The sequence below is a fragment of the Ensifer adhaerens genome, from assembly GCF_028993555.1.
Taxonomy (GTDB): Bacteria; Pseudomonadota; Alphaproteobacteria; order Rhizobiales; family Rhizobiaceae; genus Ensifer; species Ensifer adhaerens_I.
The window spans coordinates 212416-235743 of sequence record NZ_CP118612.1 but is presented as its reverse complement, the minus strand read 5'-3'; the positions used below and the strand labels follow the sequence as shown (position 1 = coordinate 235743).

Here is a 23328-nt window from a genome sequence, read left to right as displayed (position 1 = left end):
CGCGGTTTACTCGCGCAAGCTGTCGTTTGGTCGCCAACGTTATCGACGGAAATCGCCTCGCGTCACAGTTCCACTGCGCACTCGCTCCTGGTCAGAAACGTCTTGCCAAACGGAAGGCAACCACAGAAGTGCCAAACGACAGCAGCTTTCGGGCATTAACCGCGCAGCTCTCGCATATATTTCTCGAGCACCTTAATAGCATCGGCACGGCCGGCCCCCCTCAGTACTGCGACGTCGATCTCAAGCCGTAATCCCTCCTGAATGTGGCAAACCACTCCTGCGGGAACTTGTTGATCGTCCCGAATCCCAAGAACCCGATACGACGGAACAGGGTGCGAAAAACCCTTGATCGTCTGCGGGGGCAGCTCTTCAGCCTCAATCTCGTCCCTGACGAGCGCGTAGGTCTCGTGCGCCAGCAGAATGCCTCCCAGATCGGCATACGCCTGAAGGCGCGAGGCAAGATTAACTTCGCCGCCAATGATCGTATAGTCCATTCGATCCTCGCTGCCGAAATTGCCGACGGTGCAATATCCAGTATTGATACCGATGCGCAGATGGAACGGCAGTTTAAAACCAGCGTTGGCCCATTCCGCCTGCAGCCCCTGCATCCGCTTCTGCATTGCTATCGCCATCCTGACACAGGCGAGCGCATCCTGCTTAGTACCCTTCGATTCCGGGTCGCCGAAAAAGGCCAAGATGGCATCGCCAACATACTTGTCGATCGTTGCGCCGTGCCCCAGTGCGATCCTAGCCATCTCAGTGAGGTAATGATTAAGCAACTCGGTCAGTTCCTCGGATTCGAGCTTGTCGGTAGTCGCTGTGAAATCAGCGATGTCGGAGAAAAAGACGGTGAGCTTTTTTCGTATTGAGGAGATCTCTACATTTTGCTTGCCCGAGAAGATCGACGCATAGACCTGCGGGGAAAGGTACTTGGACAGCTTACTGGACAAGGATTCGAGCATGTGGTTCTGCTCACGCACGCGTTTGCTCGCTTCCTCGGTTTGATACCTGGCGCTTTCCGTCGCTGTATGGAGTCGTGCGTTCTCTAGGGCAATCGAGGCGAGTTGACCGAAGCGCTTCAGCAATTCAACTTCTTCAGCGCCAAACTCGAGCGCTGAGGCATCGTCATACGCGATGCCGAGCACGCCTACGATGGTCTCGCCAGATTTGAGCGGCACACCCATGATCGCCCGGATGGTCACATCCATCTGAGCCGCTGCTGCGGCGCGCCCCGACCAGTTCTGGTAGTCGTTGACCACGAGCGCTTCACCGGTGTTCCAGACGGTTCCAGCTACGCCCTCGCTCCTGATCAACCTCTGGCCAATGTGTGTGGTATATACCCCGACCCCAACCATGCGCTTGAGCGCCTCGCCCGAATCCTCCACCAGATAGACGTAGCCATGTTCGGTCCCAAGTAATTGCGCTGCCCGGGCAGTAAGATCTGACAGAAGCTCGGTAAGGTCCAGGCGGGCAATCAAGCCGAGCGAGGTATCGTGCAAGGCACCTAGATACTCACTCTGGCGGCGAAATCTTCTTGCCGCAGTCTCCTGCTCTTTGCGGCGGCTCTCCAGATCCTCAAGGTTTTCGCCCAGCTGCGCGGTCATGCTGTTGAAGGTCGCCGCCAATTTTCCTATCTCGTCTCCGGACTCGACTTTGGCACGCGCCGCAAAGTCTCCTTTGCGTACCCGATCGGCCACCCGAGTTAGCCGCTGGACTGGACCGGCAATGTTCTCACGAAATAATGTGCCGAGGAGCAGCCCCAGCAGGACAGCCGATGCGCCAACAGAAATTATTATCCGTTGCGCTCTTACGAGCTGGTCCCTGCCGCTGCCCAGGTCGACTTGCAGACGTTGCTGCTCATGCTTGGCAACGCTGTCCAAGATCTCAAGCATCCTTTCCGCAAGAGGAACGGCCTCTGTGCGGAAAAGATAAAGATCCTCACGGGCGTGCTCGCCTTCCACCGCGTCGAACATTCTGGGCGCAAGCTCTAGGAAAGCAGTGCGGCTTTTCGAAATCTTTTCGACCAACGTGAACTCATTGGGCGCCAATACCTTGCTCTTGGCTATGTGTGACCACGCAGTTTCGTTGACGGTAAGATTTGTTTGGTACTCGTATTTGAAACTTTCCCTCCCGGTTGTTACATAACCACGTAGCCCCGCGACCATTGCGTAAAACGAGCTCTGAAACGACGCGACCTCTACAAGGAGCGCCGTGTTGGTCGGCGTTGCTTCCCGGTTTTGTTGGGTCAGCATCATGGCCTTGGCCGATGCCACGATCGTTGCGATGAGCGGATTGGCATCGGTAATGAGGATTTTGAGTGCCGGCTCCCTGCGCAACTGATCGTTTCTCAGTTCGAACAGTTGATCAGGCAGTGGTTTCCACGCCGCGAGCTTAGCGCTGAACTCCCGCATCGCCTGCTCAACATCGCCGCCTGCGGCTCTCGTCGCTGACACGCCTTTCGCGCGCAAGAGGGCTTCGAGCGTACCCATGTCCGCCCGGAATGCGTCGTTCGCCAGCCGGTACCGATCCCGGTAAGACTCATCACCCAAAGCCAGATAGCCCCTGACTTCCCCCAGCATGCGCAGCAGGTTCGCCTGCGCCCGCGCCGACGCAACTGCGCTTGGCGCACTCAGATTGGTGGTTCTATTGATATTGCGGACGGCTTCAATACTAACGAGATAATTCAATCCGACGACAAACAGCAGCAGGGCCAGTAGAACGCCAAAGCCGATTGTCAGCTTGCCGCCGATGTTGAGTCGTTGCATAGCCGGCGCGACCGCTCGCGTGAGCATCCGCCAGAGAGCAAGGTGCGTTTGGCGGGTTTTCTTGATGCTCAGCTCTTCAGACGCCATGCCGCCGCTCCCACTCCAGCGGATCACTTCTCGCGGTGCCAGCTCGCAATGTTCCAGGTTTCGGAGTCCCAGGGCGTCGGATCATAGCCGGCAATGTCGTTGCGAAGGCCCGAGACGTAGGCCCACTCGACGAGCGGAATGACAGCGACGTCGTTGATCACATGGTCATTCATCGCTACGAAAAGTCTGCGTCGTTTCTCCGGATCGATTTCGATTGCCGACGCTCGGAACAGCGCGTCGTAGTCAGCATTGCAGTAGCGGGCCCAATTCGATCCCGACCAGTTGTTCGTCTTCTGCGCGGCTTCAGCGCAGGTCCAGCCGATCATGTAACTGCCGGGATCGGGACCTTTGTTTCCATAGGCAAATTCCTCCAAATCGGAATAAAAGTGCCGTCTTGTGTTGGTGCTGTCTGGAGTCGCCCCCAGGAAGATGCTTGAATCGATCAGCTTGTTTTCTATCCGGACTCCGACCGAGGCCAAATCTGCCTTGATGATGTCCTGGGTTGCCTCTCGCATCGAGTTGAACGAAGTCTGGAAAACCAACGTGAGCGGAACGCCGTCCTTGTCCCGAACGGTGTCGCCATCGCTGTCGCGCCAGCCCGCCTCATCGAGCAGCGCGCGAGCCTTGTCGGCATTGAATTCCCATCGTGTATTTTGCGAGGCGAAGGGAGCCGGTGCGACCAGAAGATTGGCCGCGGCACGGCCGCTCCTCCCGTAAAGTTCGGCGATCTTCCCGCGGTCAATCGCAACAGCCAGCGCCTGTCGAACGCGCCTGTCGGTCAAGATCGGATGGGGAAACTGCGTGCTTGAGCGTTCGCCATCGGCCGTCTCGTGTCTGGGATCGCTGAAGTTGAGCATCACGCGCTCGACATAGGAGCCCCAATAAAGAGCGACCCTGCCGATTCCCTTGGCCTCGAGCCGGCGGAGTTCAGCCTCGCCCACTTGGAGGTTCCAGGCAAAATCGATGATGCCTTCGCTCAACACCGCGTTCGCTGCAGTGTTGGCATCGCCGCCGCCCTCGAGCGTGACCTCCTTGAAACTCAAGCTGGCGCGGTCGCGATACTCGGGATTTGGCTCGAAGATGATCTTGACCGTGTTGACGACGTCTTCGCCGATAAGAAGTACATCTTGCGTACGGAATTCCTTGAGGCGGTAGGGGCCGGTTCCGATTGGCGCGAAATTGGCTGGAGCATTGGTGGCGTCTTTGTTGTTATATGCGGCGAACACATGTTCCGGAATGATCATCCCCTGCACACCGACAAAGGGTAGCGACCACGCGGGATTGACGTTTTTGAACGTGACCTTCACCGTCAACTCGTCGAGGGCCTCAACCCTCTCGACCGACTTATACGATCCGCTGCTCGACGAACCCACGTCTCCGTTGGTGATGTAGGCAAAGGTGAACAGGACATCCTTCGCTGTGAAGGGAACGCCGTCCGACCATTTGATGTTCGGTTTCAGCTTCCACGTCACAGATCTGCCGTTGGCAGCGACCTGACCGTTCTCGCGGGATGGAATCTCGGCAGCCAAAAAGGGGACCAGGTTACCTTCCCTGTCAAAACTCGCCAGCGGCTCATAGACTATTCGACTGGCGGTCTGATCCTTGATACCGGGCGCCAAATGAGGGTTAAGTGTGCTCGGCGCCTGCCACAACAACAGTCTCAGCGTTTCGCTGTCCAAGTCCGTCGACATTGCGCGTTGCGGGATACACACCAACAGCAACGCGATTATCATCAGGAAGAACGCCCCTCTAGCGCTAAGTTCATGTGATAACCCCACCCCCCGCCGTGAAGCGTCTCGCATCGGCTGCTCCACCTTTATATTATTAGCAATCGCGCAATTTGGCCCCGATGCGAGCTCTTGGCAATAGTTCCCGGTTAAATTGCTGCGGTGGAGAACGAGCGCAACGCCTTCCCGAAGGCGGTGCCGCGAAGCCGATCGTGCCTGCCACCACGGGATCGCCGAATACTGTTCCCAGCGACACAGTTGTTGGAGCTGACGAGCATTGCATTCGGTCGTAGGAGGCTGGAAAAGTTAATGGCTGCATTGGACGCGAACGGAAGAAGATTCGCCGATGGTGAGCAGCTTGGGCCTCCATCACAAATCCCTATCGAAAACTTGCCACGTATGCGATTGCAGCTTGGACTGGCTCTAGGATCAATCATGACGAAAAGAGTGACGCCGCCTTCTCAGCAGGCAGTGCGCTGAAAGCGGGCTAGCAATAATCACCTCGGGTTACATCGAAGCTGAATGGACAGCACCAGAAAGTTCTGAGATTGGGCGCCGAGCAGCGGCGCGTATAGGACCTAAGTCTGATGGAATCTGGAATAGGTCCTACACAGATACCTTTGCGAGTTGATCCTCGAGCACAACCTATGAGTTTAGCATCCCACTTTCAATTGCTTGAGAATGCCACTGTGGTTCACAGAAGAACAGTTTGCGGCCGCCACAGATTGCCGGGAAATGGAGCGGGTCGGGTACCGTTTTGGAATGCGGCGAAGGGAATGCATGCTTGCAGAGTCAACAGAACAGGGCGCAAGGCGGAGGCCCGCCAACACTTAAGGCTTTACTAATATTATGCAACCATAGATATATCAGATAGTTATTAAGGATTACTTGAAGGGTCTGTGGAAGCGGCGTAGCGTCCGAATTTAGAGCATGTGCCGCAAAGTCGAACAGAAACATTGGCGACCGGAAAACACATGCAATGGGGATTACACAAAGAACATTTTCAGTATCTGACGTGGATTCGGCCTTATCTTCTGAGTGTCCGGAGCATCACTATTTTTACAATTCATTTCCTCGGAGGATTTCTTGATGGCACTGGACATTTTGACTCAAGACATCATCGTTGACGAGAGCACTGGTCTTACCGACAACGATATTGATTCTTCGTCCAACACCAACGCCACGCTTGTGTATCTCCTAAGCCTCGACGACCCAGGTGGACTCATTTCACCTGAAGTCGCTTACCAGGCCAACTTCGTACAAGCCTCGGCAAGTGCGGGGGAAACCATCAACTCGATCATTCTGACACAGAGTGCCTCCGGGACTCCCTTCTCCACGACTGTGGGCGTGAACAGCGGTATTCTTACCGCCGATGGCAATTATGTTTGGCTATTCCAGGATCCGACGCATCCAAACGTCGTAATTGGTGTCATTGGCACAGCTGATCCCGCAGCCGCGCCGGCTGCCGATGGTTCTCTTGCCTTCGCTTTTGGGCTTGATCCAACTAGCAGCACCAAAGCGGACCTCTATCTGGTCCAGTACGTGGCGTTGTCCCATCCGGACCCGGACCAAATCGACGAACGGATCGACCTCACCGACAAGGTCTTTGCGTCCGTGTCCGGAACAACCGTGCTTAGTTTCTTGGGGCAGAATGCAGCACCAGGTAATCACGACTTCTATGTTATCAACTCGTCCACTGATGCATCCAAGCAGTTGCTCGTGACGGGCTTCCTGAACGGGGCCAATGCCACCGCTAACGTGAGTACACAGGGGTTCGGCGTTGATAATCAAAGCATAAATCCCACTGAAACCGTCCAGGTGGATTTTGTCACCGGCAGCAATATCGCTGCCGGCAGCGGATCGCAAATCCAGTACGGCAGCCACCTGAACAATGTCACTCAGGCCGGGTTTACGATCAACCAGATCACACCCTCCAATCCGAACCTGCGTGTGGACATCACAATCAAAGCCTTCGATAACACCGGCAATGAGCAGGGGTCGAATTTCTTCGACGGCACTGCGACCAACCCGGTCGACATCGTGAGCATCAAGCTGACCGGTGTGTCCGGGTTCGCCACGACTATCACCGCCGATGGTACCTATGCCACGGGGAGCGGCAACGTCATTATCTCGGGCCTTACCGGTACGGGCAATGCGGTCACTATCCGCGGGTTGGATAACGTCACGACCGTCGATATCACGACAGCCACACAGATGGATCGGCTGACGGTTACGGGGGTCGACGCTAACGAAGGTTGCGACATCACCGAATTCCATTTCACATCGCAAACCTCAAATGCCTACACCGAACAGGTCGGCTCCTTCATCAATTTCGATGACTCGGGCCCCTTGCTTTCGATCACCGCTGCCCCTGTGGTTGCTGCCGCCGCGGTCGATGAGGCCAGTGGTGCCGGCGGACAAAGCCAGGCAACGATCACGGCGCCGACCTTCGACGCCAGCGCGGTCGACGGCAAGACGACGAGTGTGGACTACGCTTTGACCTTGACGGGCCCGACTGCCACCGGGCTGCAAACGACCGACGGCAACCACGCCATCACGCTGGTGGCTGACTCGGCCACCTCGATCTCGGGCAAGTACGACAGCGACGGCAATGGTTCGCTCGATGCGACCGCATTCACGGTAACGCTGTCCGGCACCACCGTGACCCTGACGTCTCTGGTTGCCCTGGAGCACGATAACTCGCAAGGTGCCGGCGAGGACAATACCCTCGACCTCAACGGCCTGATCAAGGTCGTGGCCACGGTCACGACGACGGACGGCGACCAGGATGCCATAGTCAAGCAAAGCACCAGTGCCGCTCTGTCGCTCACCTTCAACGACACCGATCCGACGCTTTCGATCACCGCTGCCCCTGTGGTTGCTGCCGCCGCGGTCGATGAGGCCAGTGGTGCCGGCGGACAGAACCAGGCAACGATCACGGCGCCGACCTTCGACGCCAGCGCGGTCGACGGCAAGACGACGAGTGTGGACTACGCTTTGACCTTGACGGGCCCGACTGCCACCGGGCTGCAAACGACCGACGGCAACCACGCCATCACGCTGGTGGCTGACTCGGCCACCTCGATCTCGGGCAAGTACGACAGCGACGGCAATGGTTCGCTCGATGCGACCGCATTCACGGTAACGCTGTCCGGCACCACCGTGACCCTGACGTCTCTGGTTGCCCTGGAGCACGATAACTCGCAAGGTGCCGGCGAGGACAATACCCTCGACCTCAACGGCCTGATCAAGGTCGTGGCCACGGTCACGACGACGGACGGCGACCAGGATGCCATAGTCAAGCAAAGCACCAGTGCCGCTCTGTCGCTCACCTTCAACGACACCGATCCGACGCTTTCGATCACCGCTGCCCCTGTGGTTGCTGCCGCCGCGGTCGATGAGGCCAGTGGTGCCGGCGGACAGAACCAGGCAACGATCACGGCGCCGACCTTCGACGCCAGCGCGGTCGACGGCAAGACGACGAGTGTGGACTACGCTTTGACCTTGACGGGCCCGACTGCCACCGGGCTGCAAACGACCGACGGCAACCACGCCATCACGCTGGTGGCTGACTCGGCCACCTCGATCTCGGGCAAGTACGACAGCGACGGCAATGGTTCGCTCGATGCGACCGCATTCACGGTAACGCTGTCCGGCACCACCGTGACCCTGACGTCTCTGGTTGCCCTGGAGCACGATAACTCGCAAGGTGCCGGCGAGGACAATACCCTCGACCTCAACGGCCTGATCAAGGTCGTGGCCACGGTCACGACGACGGACGGCGACCAGGATGCCATAGTCAAGCAAAGCACCAGTGCCGCTCTGTCGCTCACCTTCAACGACACCGATCCGACGCTTTCGATCACCGCTGCCCCTGTGGTTGCTGCCGCCGCGGTCGATGAGGCCAGTGGTGCCGGCGGACAGAACCAGGCAACGATCACGGCGCCGACCTTCGACGCCAGCGCGGTCGACGGCAAGACGACGAGTGTGGACTACGCTTTGACCTTGACGGGCCCGACTGCCACCGGGCTGCAAACGACCGACGGCAACCACGCCATCACGCTGGTGGCTGACTCGGCCACCTCGATCTCGGGCAAGTACGACAGCGACGGCAATGGTTCGCTCGATGCGACCGCATTCACGGTAACGCTGTCCGGCACCACCGTGACCCTGACGTCTCTGGTTGCCCTGGAGCACGATAACTCGCAAGGTGCCGGCGAGGACAATACCCTCGACCTCAACGGCCTGATCAAGGTCGTGGCCACGGTCACGACGACGGACGGCGACCAGGATGCCATAGTCAAGCAAAGCACCAGTGCCGCTCTGTCGCTCACCTTCAACGACACCGATCCGACGCTTTCGATCACCGCTGCCCCTGTGGTTGCTGCCGCCGCGGTCGATGAGGCCAGTGGTGCCGGCGGACAGAACCAGGCAACGATCACGGCGCCGACCTTCGACGCCAGCGCGGTCGACGGCAAGACGACGAGTGTGGACTACGCTTTGACCTTGACGGGCCCGACTGCCACCGGGCTGCAAACGACCGACGGCAACCACGCCATCACGCTGGTGGCTGACTCGGCCACCTCGATCTCGGGCAAGTACGACAGCGACGGCAATGGTTCGCTCGATGCGACCGCATTCACGGTAACGCTGTCCGGCACCACCGTGACCCTGACGTCTCTGGTTGCCCTGGAGCACGATAACTCGCAAGGTGCCGGCGAGGACAATACCCTCGACCTCAACGGCCTGATCAAGGTCGTGGCCACGGTCACGACGACGGACGGCGACCAGGATGCCATAGTCAAGCAAAGCACCAGTGCCGCTCTGTCGCTCACCTTCAACGACACCGATCCGACGCTTTCGATCACCGCTGCCCCTGTGGTTGCTGCCGCCGCGGTCGATGAGGCCAGTGGTGCCGGCGGACAGAACCAGGCAACGATCACGGCGCCGACCTTCGACGCCAGCGCGGTCGACGGCAAGACGACGAGTGTGGACTACGCTTTGACCTTGACGGGCCCGACTGCCACCGGGCTGCAAACGACCGACGGCAACCACGCCATCACGCTGGTGGCTGACTCGGCCACCTCGATCTCGGGCAAGTACGACAGCGACGGCAATGGTTCGCTCGATGCGACCGCATTCACGGTAACGCTGTCCGGCACCACCGTGACCCTGACGTCTCTGGTTGCCCTGGAGCACGATAACTCGCAAGGTGCCGGCGAGGACAATACCCTCGACCTCAACGGCCTGATCAAGGTCGTGGCCACGGTCACGACGACGGACGGCGACCAGGATGCCATAGTCAAGCAAAGCACCAGTGCCGCTCTGTCGCTCACCTTCAACGACACCGATCCGACAATTACGAAGCCGTTCGATGCCGACCCCGGCACGGCTGGCATTCAAACGCCGGAGCATCTCAACAATGTTGCGCAGGCAACCGCGAGCGGCGTCTTTGGCTACGATATGACGGATAAGCACACAGCCGCGGAGTATACGGCGGGCATCAGCGACTTCGTCGATGCTAACGGTGCTTTGGGTGGCATTCAGATTGGGCTCACCGGCACGGTCGATAACGCGCAGAATCCGAACATCACCAACGCCGTCGCAACACTTACGGGTGAGACCGATACCTCCGCCACCTTCAATTTCTCATTCCACTACGACAAGGACCCGATCACGGCCGGTGTGCAGGACTCCACGGCTGCCGGCACGCTCGTCTTTGATAAGGTGGCAGACACCTATACCTTCACCCTGACGGACATAATCGACGGGTTTAGCTTTGATGTTCTGCACACTGCGGAGTTGGTGTCGAAGGAGCCGACTAGCAACTCCGGTCACCCGAACATCGTCACCGAGCGGCTGACGCCGAACAACGATCCCGATCCGCTCTTCGTGCAATTCACGGCGAACTCGACCACGTCTCAGGTTGGCTTCTCGTTTAACACGACGGGCGCGGACACCAACAGCAGTGACAAAGCCTTCGATAATGGTGACTTTGTCGCGAACAACCATCCGGACTGGGTGTCCGCAACGCAAACCACCAATGGGGTGGCCGGCGACACCATCCAGCTTGGCGAGGTTTTGACCTTGCGCTTCTTCGACCACAACGTCGGCATTGCAACCGAGGCAACCGATCCGGACCAAACGGCCAGCGGTGTGGTTCTGAAGTTCGACGGCATCGGCACCAGTGAGGATCTTATGATGATCCTCAATCTGATCGACTACGGCGCTGACGGCAAGGTTGGTGGAACCGGCCTAAATGCCGACACCGAAACCACCAGGGCGATCAGGGTGGACAACATCGATATCATCAAGGGTAATGCCAATGTCCCCTTCCCCTACAGCACCGAGTTCTCGTTGGACAACAACGATGGGCTCGTGATCATCGAGAGCAATGACTACAACCTCGATGCCGGCAAGAAGTGGCAGATACAGGGGGTACAGATCATGCAGTCGGGCAACGGGTTGACCGGCAGCGCTATCAACTTCAATGGCGTTACCGGGGCTAATGGGTTCTCATCCGGAACCCAGACTTGGGACAATAATCTCAACTCCAAGGGTCAGCCCATCGGCGACAACGACGTGTTGAAGATCGTGGACATCGGCTTCGTTCAAAACACGTCGGGCACGATCCCTGCCAACCTCGACTTCGCCTTCCAGGTCGCCGACGCCGACGGCGATACGACAGCGACGCAGCATATTCTGGTGAACGTGGACGTCACCTGACGCTTCCCCTCGGGCGGGGGCAGCCAAGCTTGCCCCCGTCACGCCCCACGGAATGCCGTCCCGTCGTGTTTCTTCTGTTCCGCGTACCAGAGTTATAGAAGATGAAAACCAGTCAACAGCGCCCTGCCCTGCAAGTAGTCATGAAAGAAGCCAGCCGGGCCATTCGGCCGCTTATCTGGTTCAGTGCCGGCATCAACGTCCTGATGCTGACCGGAGCGATCTACATGCTCCAAGTCTATCATCGTGTCCTGTCCAGCCACAGTTTGGAAACGCTGGGGATGCTGTCCTTGATGGCGGCAGGAGCGCTTGCCACGATGGCAGCGCTGGAAATCGTGCGCGGGCGTCTACTTGCAACAGTCGGATCCTGGATGAATGCCCGGTTGGCGCCGGTGCTTTTGACCGCAGCGGTCGAATATTCTGCTTCAGTGCCCGGCCACGTAAATGCGCGGCCGTTGCGCGACCTGGAACAGGTTCGCAATTTCTTCACTAGCCCCAGCATCTTCCCGCTCCTTGACGCGCCCTGGGCGCCGCTATTTTTCGGGGCCATATTCTTCATGCATCCTTGGCTTGGCTGGCTTGCGCTTGGCGGCGGGATCGTTCTTTTCGCGTTGGCATTTCTCAACGAATTCATCACCCGCAAGCCGCTGACGGAAGCCCAAAGCGCCCAGTCGCGCGCATACATCCAGGCTGAAGCGACGATCCGCAATGCGGAAGTGGTGCAGGCAATGGGCATGCTGAAGCCGCTGCTGGAGAATTGGAGGGCGCAGCAGGACGAGGCTAACCGAGGGCAGGTTCTCGCAGCCAATCGTGGCGGCGTGATCGCGGCCATCGCCCGATGCCATCGCTTGGCCTTGCAAATGGCCATTCTAGGCCTTGGGGCTTATCTCGTCCTTCGTAATGAGGCCTCACCCGGCATCATGATCTCTGCCTCGATCCTCATGGGACGCGCATTATCCCCGGTCGAGCAGGCGATCGGCACCTGGAAAGCAACTGTTGGAGCCCGGGCCGCTTACCGCCGCCTGACTGCAGTCGCCGGACAGTATCCTGAGGCCACACCAGCTCTGCCACTGCCACGCCCCAAAGGTAGGTTCGAGGCCGACAACCTTTCGCTCGCCCGCCAGGGAGGCGAACCAATACTCAAAGGCATCAGTTTCCAGCTAAAGCAGGGCGAGGTAATGGCGTTGATCGGCCCGAGTGCGGCCGGCAAGACAAGTCTGGCACGGATACTAGCGGGGGCCTGGCGCGCTTCAGGGGGACGAGCGCTGCTTGACGGCATGGACGTCGCCCAATGGGCAGCGGAGGACAGGGGTCATTATGTCGGTTACTTGCCGCAGGATATTGAACTCTTCGCCGGCACGGTCTCGGAAAACATCTGCCGTTTCGCAAAGCTGGACGCCTCGAGCTTTAAGAATGTCGTCAAGGCCGCGCAATTGGCCGGCGTCCACGATCTGATTAAGGGACTTCCGAAGGGCTACGCCACTGAGATCGGTGAGTCTGGCGCTGCCTTATCCGGCGGGCAACGTCAACGCATCGGACTAGCGAGGGCACTTTACGGCGATCCAGCACTCATTATCCTGGACGAACCAAACTCCAATCTCGACCGCGAGGGTGAGGAAGCATTGGTCGCGGCGCTTGGATCAATCAAGTCCGCCGGTACGACGATTATCCTGATCGCCCACCGACCGAACATCATGGACAAGGTCGACAAGGTATTGGTCCTCAATCGTGGTCAACAAGACCTCTTCGGTCCGCGTGACTCGGTGTTCGCTGAGCTCGCGCGACGCAGCGGCATAAATCAGATTTCGACGGTAGCAGCGAACCAGGACAGCGGCGGTGGTTCGACACGTCGGTTTCCGGTCCGCGACCTGTCACTTAGCCCCGGCCTTGTAACCAGCAGTGTCTCCGGAGCGGACACAGGCACTCCTCTATCGTCGGAACGGAAGCAGATATGACCGTTGTCCCGTTACCCGCCCCGCCACCCGCAGCGCCTCAGCCAATACCTTTACGGCTTGCGGGAATAACCTGGGCGGGCTTCACAATCATGGTCCTCTTTTTCGGCGCCGCCGGGGGGTGGGCCGCGCTGGCGCCGTTGGACAGCGCCGCAGTGGCCCCGGGTGTTGTCAAGGTTGCTGGCGACCGCAAGCTTATCCAGCATCTCGAAGGCGGCATCATCTCGGAGTTGAATGCCGCCAACGGTGACATCGTGAAGGCCGGGAAAGTTCTCATCCGCCTCGACGACACCCAAGCCAAAGCGCAACTGGATCTGGTCCAAAACCGGATCGCAACGCGTGAGGCGCTGGCAGCGCGGCTAAGGGCCGAGCGCGACGACAAAGCCGAGATAGACTTTGATCCGGCGTTAATCGCACACCCCTCGGCCGCCGCCAGGGACGCAGTCGTCACACAGCGTGACGTGTTTGCGGCAAAGCGCCACAACCTGCACGACGGGCGTACTATTCTCGGGCAGCGCCGCCACCAGGCCGCGGAGGAAATAACGGGGCTTGAAAAACTGGTTGCGACCGAGGACAAGCAGATCGCGGCACTCGAAGATGAAACCAGGGATCTTGATACTCTTCTCAAGAAGGCGCTGACCACCCGCGAGCGAAACCTGCTGCTGAAACGACAACAGCGCGAGATCGAGGGCGAGCGCGCCACCAATGTCGCGGCGATCGCGCGTGCCAGAAGCGCCATGTCCGAGATTGACGCGCAGATACTCAACCTTGACACCGTGCGGTTGAAAGATGCGGTCGAGGAGTTGAGCAAAGTGGAGGCGGAATTGTTTGACCTCAAACAGCAGGAGCGTTCCGCCAACGACGTGCTTGCCCGCACCAACGTCGCTGCACCGGTTGATGGTATCGTCATGGACCTGAAGGTCCACACAACCGGAGGCGTCGTGAAACCCGGGGAAACGTTGATGACCGTCGTTCCGCTCGGACAGCAGCTCGTGGTCGAAGCCATGGTCAAACCGGAAGATGTCGAGACGATCGCCCCGGGACAACCGGCGCGCATTAGCTTCCCGGCCTTTGCCCGCTACAACCTGCCGCCGCTCGACGGCGTCGTGGACATCGTTTCGGCCGACCGTATGATAGAGGAGCGCAGCGGGGCGCCATATTTCGCCGCCACGGTTTTGATCGACAGGGGCGAGCTCGCAAAACTCGATGGCCGCAAAATGTTACCGGGCATGACCAGCGAAGCAATGATCCGCACAGGCGCTCGCACCGTGCTTGCCTACTTGGCCGAGCCGATCACGCAGAACTTCCGCCGGGCGTTGCGGGAGAAATAAGGCCCCGGTTGAGGTCGCCGAACGTCGGTGACCCCGTCCCGAGATTGCCCCCAGCGACAATCTGCTCAATGGCAGACACAAGAAACATGTTGTTCCTCGCGCTGCGCCGCTCGATTGCTTCGCCTTCATGGCGATCTCAGATGATCTCGACGAGGCTCACGCGAAAATCGTTGATGATGCTGCAGACTGTTCTGGTTCATATGGAAGAGATTGTCTGAAACCTATTTTTGCCTGAACGCCTTGTTGAACGTCATGGTCAACGGGCCGACGATATATTCGAACGCCGTGCGCTCGACGGTCGGGATGATCACATTCGCCGGCATGCCCGGATACAATTTGACCTGCGGAAGTTCGGAAAGCTGGTTCTGGTCTATTCTGATCTCCGCGACATAGTATGGCGCGTTTGTCCGGTTATCCACCAGCCTGTCGGCCGAGACATTGACGACGCGGCCCTGCACCATAGGCGTTATGCGTTGCTTGTAGGCCGTCAGGTGAACCTCAGCCAGCATGTCGGGATGGACATCGCTGATTTCGTCAACTGCGATCTGAGCGTCGATCACCAGCGAATCCCGGTCCGGTACCAGATCGAGGATCTTCTCTCCGCGCATGATTACGCCGCCGACGGAAAACACGGTCAACCCGACCACCTGCCCAGAATAGGGCGCCCGAATTTCGGTTCGCGCGAACACGGCCTTGGCATTGTCCAGGCGCGACAGGATTTCCAATTCCTTGGCCTGCGTGGCTTCCAACTCCTTCGAGGCGTCGGAGAACCGTTCGTTGTCCAGTTGCACGATCTGCTGATTTTGCTCGGCAATGGCCTGGCGCGCTTTTGCTGTCGCGGAAATCATATCCGCTACCTCGCCTTCGAGCTGGGCGCCGGTGCGTTCGAGCTGGAGCTGGCGGGGTTTCGAGGTCAATCCTTTCTTGACGAGCGGGTCGATGCTTTTCAGCTCTTCGCGGACGGACAGGAGCTGCGCCCGGTAAGCGTTGACCTGCGCCTCACTACCGTCGATCTGGGCTTCATATTGCGCGATACGCGCCCGCAAAACGCTGCGCTGCCCTTCAAGTGCTGCCTGTCGGCTTTCGAACTGCTGCACCTGCCCGTTCCAGATATCGGTCACTTCCGCGTCGAGTTTCTGCGCGACCTTCAAATTTGCGGGCATGACAAGGCCGTCCGCGCGCGCGAGTTCCGCCTTCAAGCGCGCACCAGTGGCCCGCAGCACATACAGCTGTTGCCGCAGCACCTGGAACTCGGCGCGCGCCTGGCTATCGTCGAGCGTTAAAAGAAGGTCGCCCGCGTTTACGTGGTCGCCTTCCTTCACTGACAGTCTCTTGACGATGCCGCCGTCCAGATGCTGGACGCTCTTGCGGTTTCCCTCCACCTTGACGACACCGTTGGCCACCACCGCGCCACGCAGTGGAGCGAACAAGGCCCATCCGCCCAGCACGCCGAAGAACAAGAAGATGATGGTCCAGCCGCACAGCGACAGCTGGCGGATCGAGTCGGACGGCGGCGGTTCGTTCCCGTCTTGGCCGTCGTCGCCCGCCGCGCCAACCTCCACATGCTGGACGCGCATGCGGTGAGTGTCCGGTTGCGAAGTGGCCGCCCGCACCACCGGTATCGCACGAACCGGTCCGGCCTGCTGGGCCCTCTCCTGCAGAGGCGCCGTCCGCACGGCATCGGCCACAGCCGGCCGCGGCCGGCCGTCAAGGCGGCCCAGAAGCGATTTCAAAGTGCTGACATTGGTCGGCGTCACTTCATGCCCCCCGCTTGTTGCCGTCCTGCAAGGCATTGGGCACGGTCGGGCGCACCAGCCGAGCCATCACCTCCTGCCTTGGCCCAATGGCCTCCACCATGCCGTCTTTCAGCACCAGCAAGGTGTCCACCACTGACAAGGTGTTGGGCCGGTGGGTCACCATGACAACGGTAGTCCCGCGCCGCTTCAGCTCCGCAATGCAGGCAAGAAGCGCGGCGTCGCCGTCCGCATCCAGGTTCGAACTCGGCTCATCGAGAAGAACGAGGCTGGGATTGCCATAAACGGCGCGCGCCAGGGCGATGCGCTGGCGCACGCCGCCGGAAAGCACAGCCCCGCCCTCCCCCAGATTGGTGTCGTAGCCCTTCGGCAGGCGCAGGATGATGTCATGCACGCCGGCAAGCCTGGCGGCTTCGATGACCCGCATGTCCCCCTCGCGACGGAAGCGGCTGATGTTGGCGGCGACGCTGTCGGCGAACAGTTCGATATCTTGCGGAAGATAGCCGAGATGGCGGCCGAGCAAGGCGCGAGGCCAAACGGAAACGTCGGCGCCGTCCAATCGCACAACGCCCGCGGAGGGCGCCGTGACCCCGATGATAAGGCGGGCCAACGTCGACTTGCCAGCGCCCGAGGGGCCGACTATGCCCAGCACCTCGCCGGCGCCGATGCCGAAGCTGATGCCGCGCAGGATGGGTTTGCCGTTGCCCGGCAACGCGAAACCCACCGCTTCCAGCGCCAGGTGTCCTTCCGGGCGCGGCAGGCTCAAATTCTGCTCCTGCACCGGATTATTCAGGAGCATAAGCTTGATGCGCTCATAGGCGCTGCTCGCCGATACGAGGTTGCGCCACGAACCGACCATCTGTTCCACCGGCTGCAAGGCGCGCCCTAGCATGATGGAGGCCGCGAACATCGCACCGCTGGTCGCCATGCGTTCGATGACCAAATAGGCGCCAACGCCCAGAATGAGGGACTGCATCGTCAATCGCAGGAACCGTATCAGGCTCGACGCCGCCGCGGAGCGGTCGCTGGCGAGCTGCTGACGGTCGATCATCCTGTTGCGGTCGCGCCGCCAACGCAGCAGAAGGCCGGGCAACATGCCCATGGCCTGGATCACCTCGGCGTTGCGCAGGCTGGCCTCGGTGAAATTGTAGCTTCGCGACGCCGCCTCGTTGGCATCGACCATCGGCTGGCGCACCAGCCATTCGTTGGCCACCGTCATCCCGACCAGCAGGAGCGCGCAGCACAGGGCGAAAGCGCCCAGATATGGGTGAAGCAGAAAGATGACGAAGATATAGATCGGCGCCCAGGGCAGATCGAACAGCGCATGGATGCCCGGCCCGGTGAGGAATTGCCGGAAGGTGTCGAAGTCGCGCAGCGGCGGATGCGCCGCGCGCCCGCGCCGCAATACGCCGTCGAAAGTGGCGCCCACGATGCGCCCCGCCAGCAGGCTGTCCAGACGAACCCCGGCGCGCGACAGAATGCGCGCGCGCACCATGTCGAGCGCAGCGAGCGCGCCCAGTGCCACAAGCAAAACCAGCGTCAGCATCACCAGCGTGACTTCGCTGCCGCTGTTGATGACCCGGTCGTAGACCTGCAACATGTAGAGTGGCGAGGCCAGGTACAGGATGTTGATGGCGAGGCTGAATAGCGCCGCCGTCGCGAAGTAGCGGCGGCAGGCCGAAAAGGCCGCATTCAATTCCTCGGATTTTGGTTTGACGCTCACGCTTCGCCCGGCCCAGGCCGCCCCCGCTGGCTGAACTTTCGGGACTTGCAACAAGGGGCGCAGACACGCCCCTTGTCAAAGCCCGCTAAAGACCTCGCTCAGGCCATGTGCCAGTAGTCGTACTGGTAATCGAGCGTCACTTTTATCGAGTCACTAGGATCCGCCTGGCCGTTGAAGTGAACATTGTAATCAACCTGGTGATCGTTCAACGCGGTCGAGGTCAGGTTCGCCTGCCCCGACTGATGCGTTGCATCCAGATTGATAGCCCCGCTGGTCCAGTCGACCCCTGCAGTATTATCACTCACGCCACCATTTTCGTTGCCTGTCAGGCCTGCCGACTGTGCCTTCAGGGTTCCACCGAAATGGAAATCGAAGGCGTCACTCGGAAGCGGATTGGCGAAGGACAGGACGTTGCCGTTGATATTTCCGCCGCCAGTAGTCGAATCCGAGCGGTAGTGAGTAGCGGAAACGGAGCCTTCGCCCTCCACATGATATTGATCGGCCGTGCCGGTAATATCGATCGCTACCGTGTTGGTGATCGGGTCGGTATGGCCGTCGGTAATCTGGTAGGTGAGCTTGATCTCCTTAACCCCACCATTCAGGAGCTCGTCGAGCTCACGGCTGTTCTTGTCGATCGCGATCGTATCCCCAACGACCGTGATGTAGGAGGGTAAGTTTACACCGCCGTCCCAGACCACGCTGCCGTCCACGATGTGCAGCACATCTCCGTCCACATCGCTGGCGACGCCGTTGATGAGTTGGACGGTCTCGACATCGGGGGCGAGGTTCGTGATCTGATGAGCGTCGTTATATATCGACTGCGTCTCGGTCACGTCCACATGGATGGCCGTGGCCGTCGGCTGATGGTTCTCCGTCGCCGGGTGATCCCAGTTGGCCGGCGCATCGTCCGCATGGAAGTCCGTGTAATATTCGCGGGCGTGGTACTGCACGTTCTTGGCGTTGCCCGAGGTCCACTCCGTAACGTGCGTGCCGCTGAAGAAAGAGGTGAGGTCGATGACCTGACCGGCAACCACGAGCTTCGGATGCGGATCGCCCGCCAGGTTGGAACCGAGGCTAGACTTTCCGTTTGCCGACAGGAAAAGGTCCTCGACGGAGAACTGCCCGCCCTCGAGCGCGTCACGGATAGCAATGGCCGCGTCGAGGTCCCCATGCGCCTGAAACCACTGATAGGCGATCGCATCCGCGGCGTCGTGAACCTGGTCTTGCACCCAGTTGGTGTATTTCGAAGACAGCGTGCCCTGAATAGACTGGTTAGAGTTAAGCGGCGTACTGAGTTCATGTGCGTAATCAAAAGTCGACAATGTTAAAGGCCCCCATTTTTCCTCTAAACTCCACGCGAACGTGGCTTAACGCCGCTCGCGTGGCATTTTGGACTGCCAACCTCATCTATTAAATTGCGACCTGCTTATGCAGCTTGCAGCTGATATTGGCGATCCTTAATTAGCAACTTCACACAAAGCCTATTGCCATGAATTCGGACTACTGTCACTTGGCTCCGATCCCTTTTTTAACAGATGGCTAACCATCACAGTTAACGGATGTCCGACACAAGCACACGATGAGGGTGCTGTCCGCGGCCTACCGCGTCTTCAGATGACAAGTGCCCCCAACTCTTGGCACCTAGTTCAACCCAACGTAGATCGCAATCCCCAGATGATGGCCGCTGCTCATCTCCTAAATTTTGATTGAGTCGCCCGGCGCTCGCCGTGGTTTGGTCTGGCATATCCGCGGATTAGCACACGCCAATAGCAGCGCAATTGACCATTCTTGGGTGCTTCGGATTTATTTCAAATTTCAAAGCGCATAGGCGACAGAGCATCGATGACCTTGAGCGGTCGGGAGCAGTTGTTCGACGCCCTCCCGCCTTCGTAGGCCCCCCGCGAATATCTTATGACGAGACATTTTCGGCGCAGCGGCGCTCGTCTCAGTTGTCCAGTACTAGCACTCCCTTTGGAGTTTCTTCGAACCAACCGTGCTCTCCGACGTCCCGGAACACGCCAGCATCAAGTCGCGGCGCTCGTGCGTGTCAGATCGTTCGGCGACGCAATTTAGCGTAGCAATCGGCTACCTTCAGACTGGCGGCCACTGCGACCAGAAACTGCCCCAAAGAGTGAACATCACAGCAATAGGGCTTGCAGGGCTCGTGGAAGCACAGTCTGTTCGGCCCGTGAGGCGCATCCACGCTAGGTCTGCAAACGACAGCATTGCGCCGCCATCTTGGCCGTTGAGCCGAAGTTCTTATCACCCGAAAGCCGACATCGGATTGTCTACGTTGCCAGATCGTGTCCCGAAGCGCAGGCCCCCTACCGACGGCAGACTCTAAACGAGCGTCCGACTACGTCGAGATCCACTCCCGGCGCCAACAACTGTGGCACCTTTGTGTCCGGCCATCTTCCGGGTGTCTGGGACCATTGTCGTTTAGGCACTACCGGTGGAGAAGACCAGCAACATATTGTTGGTGGGCATCTCGATCGTCTCGCGGAGATTAAGTCCAGCGGCCTCCCCCACTTGTTCAAGATCAGCGATATCACGCAAACCCCAGGATGGATTTCGCTCCTTTAGAGCCGCGTCGAAAGCAGCGTTCGAGGGGGCGTTGTATGCGCCGTCGCGCATGAATGGGCCGTAGAGAACAAGAAGCCCACCAGCGCGAAGCAAACGGCCAGCTCCTGCGAACAATCCTAAGCTCGAGGCCCATGGCGCGATATGGATCATATTGATCGACACGATGGCGTCAAAATGCCCCGTTTGTTCGACGCCCCATTGTTCTGAGCACACATCAATATCTCGCGGTGCCAGCACATTCTTCAGCCCTGCGAATTTGATCCAGCTGGACGTGCTGGCGCGGGCGTCGGCATCCGGATCGCTCGGCTGCCAGGTTAGGCTGGGCATTGCTCCCGCAAAACACACGGCGTGCTCGCCGGTCCCGCAACCAATCTCCAGCACAGCCCCATGTGTTGGAAGGACACGTTTTAGAACCGCGAGGATCGGCGCCGCATTTCGCGCTACGGAAGGCGAGAACATGCGGTGGTCGGCGCTTACCTCGCGCTGTTCCAGCGCAACAGGCGAACGGTCCTCCCTTTCCGTGGGCATGGGTCTTGAATCCTCTAAGCGATGTCTCCCACCTTATAGCTGAAGTGATGGGACTGAAACCAAGGATTTCGGACTTCCAAACGGCGCGCCGGCCCGTGTACGATCGGCCGAGGGCGACCAAACGTCCACCTCGCGTCAGATCACGCCTCGCCAGGCTCAAGGTCTGCTTTCAAAAGTCGCAGCACGGAAGTCGACCGACGCCTTTCGGTCCCCAATTAAGAAATCGCCCCTATCCTTTGCCTTGAACCGTCGACCCCGTCATCATAAGTCCAACCAACACAAAACTTTTTAGGCGGAACAGTAAGTTCGCTTGGCGAGCCACCACCTTGCCGACCAGATCAAACGCGGCCGGCTCTTTCTTGAAGGGAGACGAACCGGTGGGCGGACGGGGAAGATGGGTTGCCCGTTGCGCTAGAGTTCGCGATATCCATTGCGTCCTGTTCTTGATCAATCGGTTTGCTGTCCCTAGAAACCTTTCTGGTGGGGCCTGTAGCTCAATGGTTACAGCCGTCGGCTCATAACCGATTGGTTGCAGGTTCGAATTCTGCCGGGCCCACCATATAACTTCTCCTATGTTCTAAGACGCTCCGAGCATATTCTCGCCTTTCCAAAAATGACGGGTCAGCCGCCAAACCTGTCCGAAAAAGCCATTTGCTAGCTAATTTTTCCTCACAAGGATCGTCACGGTCGAAGCCATGGGCGCCGAAGAAGGCGCGCGGGGCCTGGACGATGTTGGTGAAGCCTGGCTTGATCCCAAGCGGGGGTTCACGGGATCACAACAGGGAACGTCTCGCGGGCGAAAAGGTTCCCACGCGAAGTGTTGCCTCTATCCGGTGCCGAACAAGACATTTGCCACACGATCGTCAAACAGCTTGAGCCTCCCATCAAGCGCTTCAGCCACCGCTCTTTTTCGCAGCCCCTCCGGTATTGCAGCGATGCCAAGCGATCGCTCCCCAAGCATAAACACTGGATTCCCGATGAGGCCGTCACAGCCTGGGCTCAAGTCACAGGCTCGGTGCGTGCACCTCTGTCGCGCTGATCACGATGTTCGCCGTTCGGATTCGGCGCCGGCGTCTCCCTTGTATCTCGCGTGGGATGTTCGTGATCGTCAGGCGCCCGCGGCGCTTCCGTGTCGTCGGGACGGTATACAGGCTGCTCTTTGGGGACCACTGTCTTCGGTGGTCGCACTATTTTCTTGAACATAGCCAGTTCCTCTCGTTTCAGTGAGAATAACCGGGTGCCCGGACGGAAGGTTCCGGGCAGATCGTGAGCCCATGTTTGTGTAACCGCTCCAAGCCACCGGTCAGCAGAAGGCCTCCCGGCTGCGGGAATTAAAAAGAAACATGAGCCTTTTGCTGTGACCACGGAAGATCTCTGCAAATCAGATTGTTCGCAGGAGCAACGCGTCCTGACCGACATGCCGACGTGCCGCCGCAAAGATAGGCCCCGTTGCCGACAATCGTAGCGCCCGGTTTGCTGATCGATCAGGCAGACCGATGGCCTCAGTTCTGCCGCGTCGATTGCACAATCGCGCTTCATCCTGGAGGCTGAATTGGCCGGGCTCAGTCCTTTTTGAACTCGAACAGTTCGATGGGGTTGCCCGACGGATCTTCGAGCAGAATGGCCCGACCGGCGCCGCCATCGCTTATGTCGCCGCGGAATTTTGCATCAACCCGGTGCAACCGCTCGATCAGAGCATCGAGCTCATGCGTGACGATCATAAACCGGTTCCACCCTCCTGGCTTCGGATTGCCGCCCGCTTGACCACCGCTTCCCGCGCCTGGGGCGCTGAGATACAGCGTCAGTTCGTCCCGCACAAGCGCTGCGAATTTGCCCGGATTGTGTTTGTCGAGGTTGAAATTGAGTTGGTCTCGATAGAACGCGACCGCCTCATCAACGTCGGCGACTATATATCGAACGGAGACCATTCAGGTTCTCCCTCTGTCCTATTTCTAATCTATACCAAAACCCGGCAGGCAGATACCTTGAACCCTCAGTCTCATGCCTTGCTCGCATGGCGGCTTCTCGTCTGTGGCCGCCGGCTCGTTGGGGCGCCCGTCGCGCTCAATCTCTGTTGTACGATCACGATGAGTAGAAGCTCCACGGGCTGACGAGAGCAGGGCGCACTGCCTCGTCTTTGCACTCCGCTAGCTAA

Annotated in this window: 10 protein-coding genes and 1 tRNA gene; 4 read left to right on the top strand and 7 right to left on the bottom strand. The window is 59.2% G+C overall.

Translation table 11 applies throughout. The features are described from left to right. Positions 1–155 precede the first annotated feature (155 nt). Both PWG15_RS33915 and PWG15_RS33910 read right to left on the bottom strand, forming a co-directional pair. The gene (locus PWG15_RS33915; protein ID WP_275027858.1) at positions 156–2852 is read right to left on the bottom strand and encodes an adenylate/guanylate cyclase domain-containing protein; all 2697 of its coding nucleotides are present in this window, start codon (positions 2850–2852) and stop codon (positions 156–158) included. Between the two features lie 23 nt (positions 2853–2875). Next, positions 2876–4585, bottom strand: coding sequence for a peptide ABC transporter substrate-binding protein (locus PWG15_RS33910; RefSeq protein ID WP_275027857.1), 1710 nt, complete (start codon positions 4583–4585; stop codon positions 2876–2878). Between the two features lie 1083 nt (positions 4586–5668). Here PWG15_RS33910 and PWG15_RS33905 point away from each other — a divergent pair. The 3 genes from PWG15_RS33905 to PWG15_RS33895 all read left to right on the top strand — a co-directional run bounded on the left by PWG15_RS33905 (position 5669) and on the right by PWG15_RS33895 (position 14585). Then, complete coding sequence (locus PWG15_RS33905) at positions 5669–11305, top strand: beta strand repeat-containing protein (protein WP_275027856.1); 5637 nt, start codon at positions 5669–5671, stop codon at positions 11303–11305. A 101-nt stretch (positions 11306–11406) separates the two neighbouring features. Then, the gene (locus tag PWG15_RS33900) at positions 11407–13257 is read left to right on the top strand and encodes a type I secretion system permease/ATPase (protein ID WP_275027854.1); all 1851 of its coding nucleotides are present in this window, start codon (positions 11407–11409) and stop codon (positions 13255–13257) included. Beyond that, a complete protein-coding gene (locus tag PWG15_RS33895; protein WP_275027853.1) occupies positions 13254–14585 on the top strand; it encodes an HlyD family type I secretion periplasmic adaptor subunit in 1332 nt (443 codons plus the stop codon). Before PWG15_RS33900 ends, PWG15_RS33895 begins: the two co-directional genes overlap by 4 nt. Positions 14586–14806: 221 nt before the next feature. Here the strand turns inward: PWG15_RS33895 and PWG15_RS33890 are convergent, their stop codons facing one another. From PWG15_RS33890 to PWG15_RS33875, 4 genes are all read right to left on the bottom strand, one after another. Next, a complete protein-coding gene (locus PWG15_RS33890; protein WP_275027852.1) occupies positions 14807–16342 on the bottom strand; it encodes an HlyD family type I secretion periplasmic adaptor subunit in 1536 nt (511 codons plus the stop codon). A 1-nt stretch (position 16343) separates the two neighbouring features. Beyond that, on the bottom strand, positions 16344–18062 hold the full coding sequence (locus PWG15_RS33885) for a type I secretion system permease/ATPase (RefSeq protein ID WP_275027851.1): 1719 nt from the start codon (positions 18060–18062) through the stop codon (positions 16344–16346). 98 nt (positions 18063–18160) lie between these two features. Then, positions 18161–19384 carry a hypothetical protein gene (locus tag PWG15_RS33880; protein ID WP_275027850.1) on the bottom strand — a complete coding sequence of 408 codons (1224 nt, stop codon included), beginning with the start codon at positions 19382–19384 and terminating at the stop codon, positions 18161–18163. Positions 19385–20501: 1117 nt separating this feature from the next. After that, on the bottom strand, positions 20502–21173 hold the full coding sequence (locus PWG15_RS33875) for a DUF938 domain-containing protein (RefSeq protein ID WP_275027849.1): 672 nt from the start codon (positions 21171–21173) through the stop codon (positions 20502–20504). A 483-nt stretch (positions 21174–21656) separates the two neighbouring features. On the opposite strand from PWG15_RS33875, the gene PWG15_RS33870 reads away from it, so the two are divergent. After that, positions 21657–21732: transfer RNA gene (locus PWG15_RS33870), tRNA-Ile, on the top strand. 1003 nt (positions 21733–22735) lie between these two features. On the opposite strand, the gene PWG15_RS33865 is transcribed toward PWG15_RS33870, so the two are convergent. Then, positions 22736–23101, bottom strand: a complete 366-nt coding sequence (locus tag PWG15_RS33865; protein ID WP_275027848.1) for a VOC family protein — start codon at positions 23099–23101, stop codon at positions 22736–22738. Between the last annotated feature and the right edge of the window lie 227 nt (positions 23102–23328).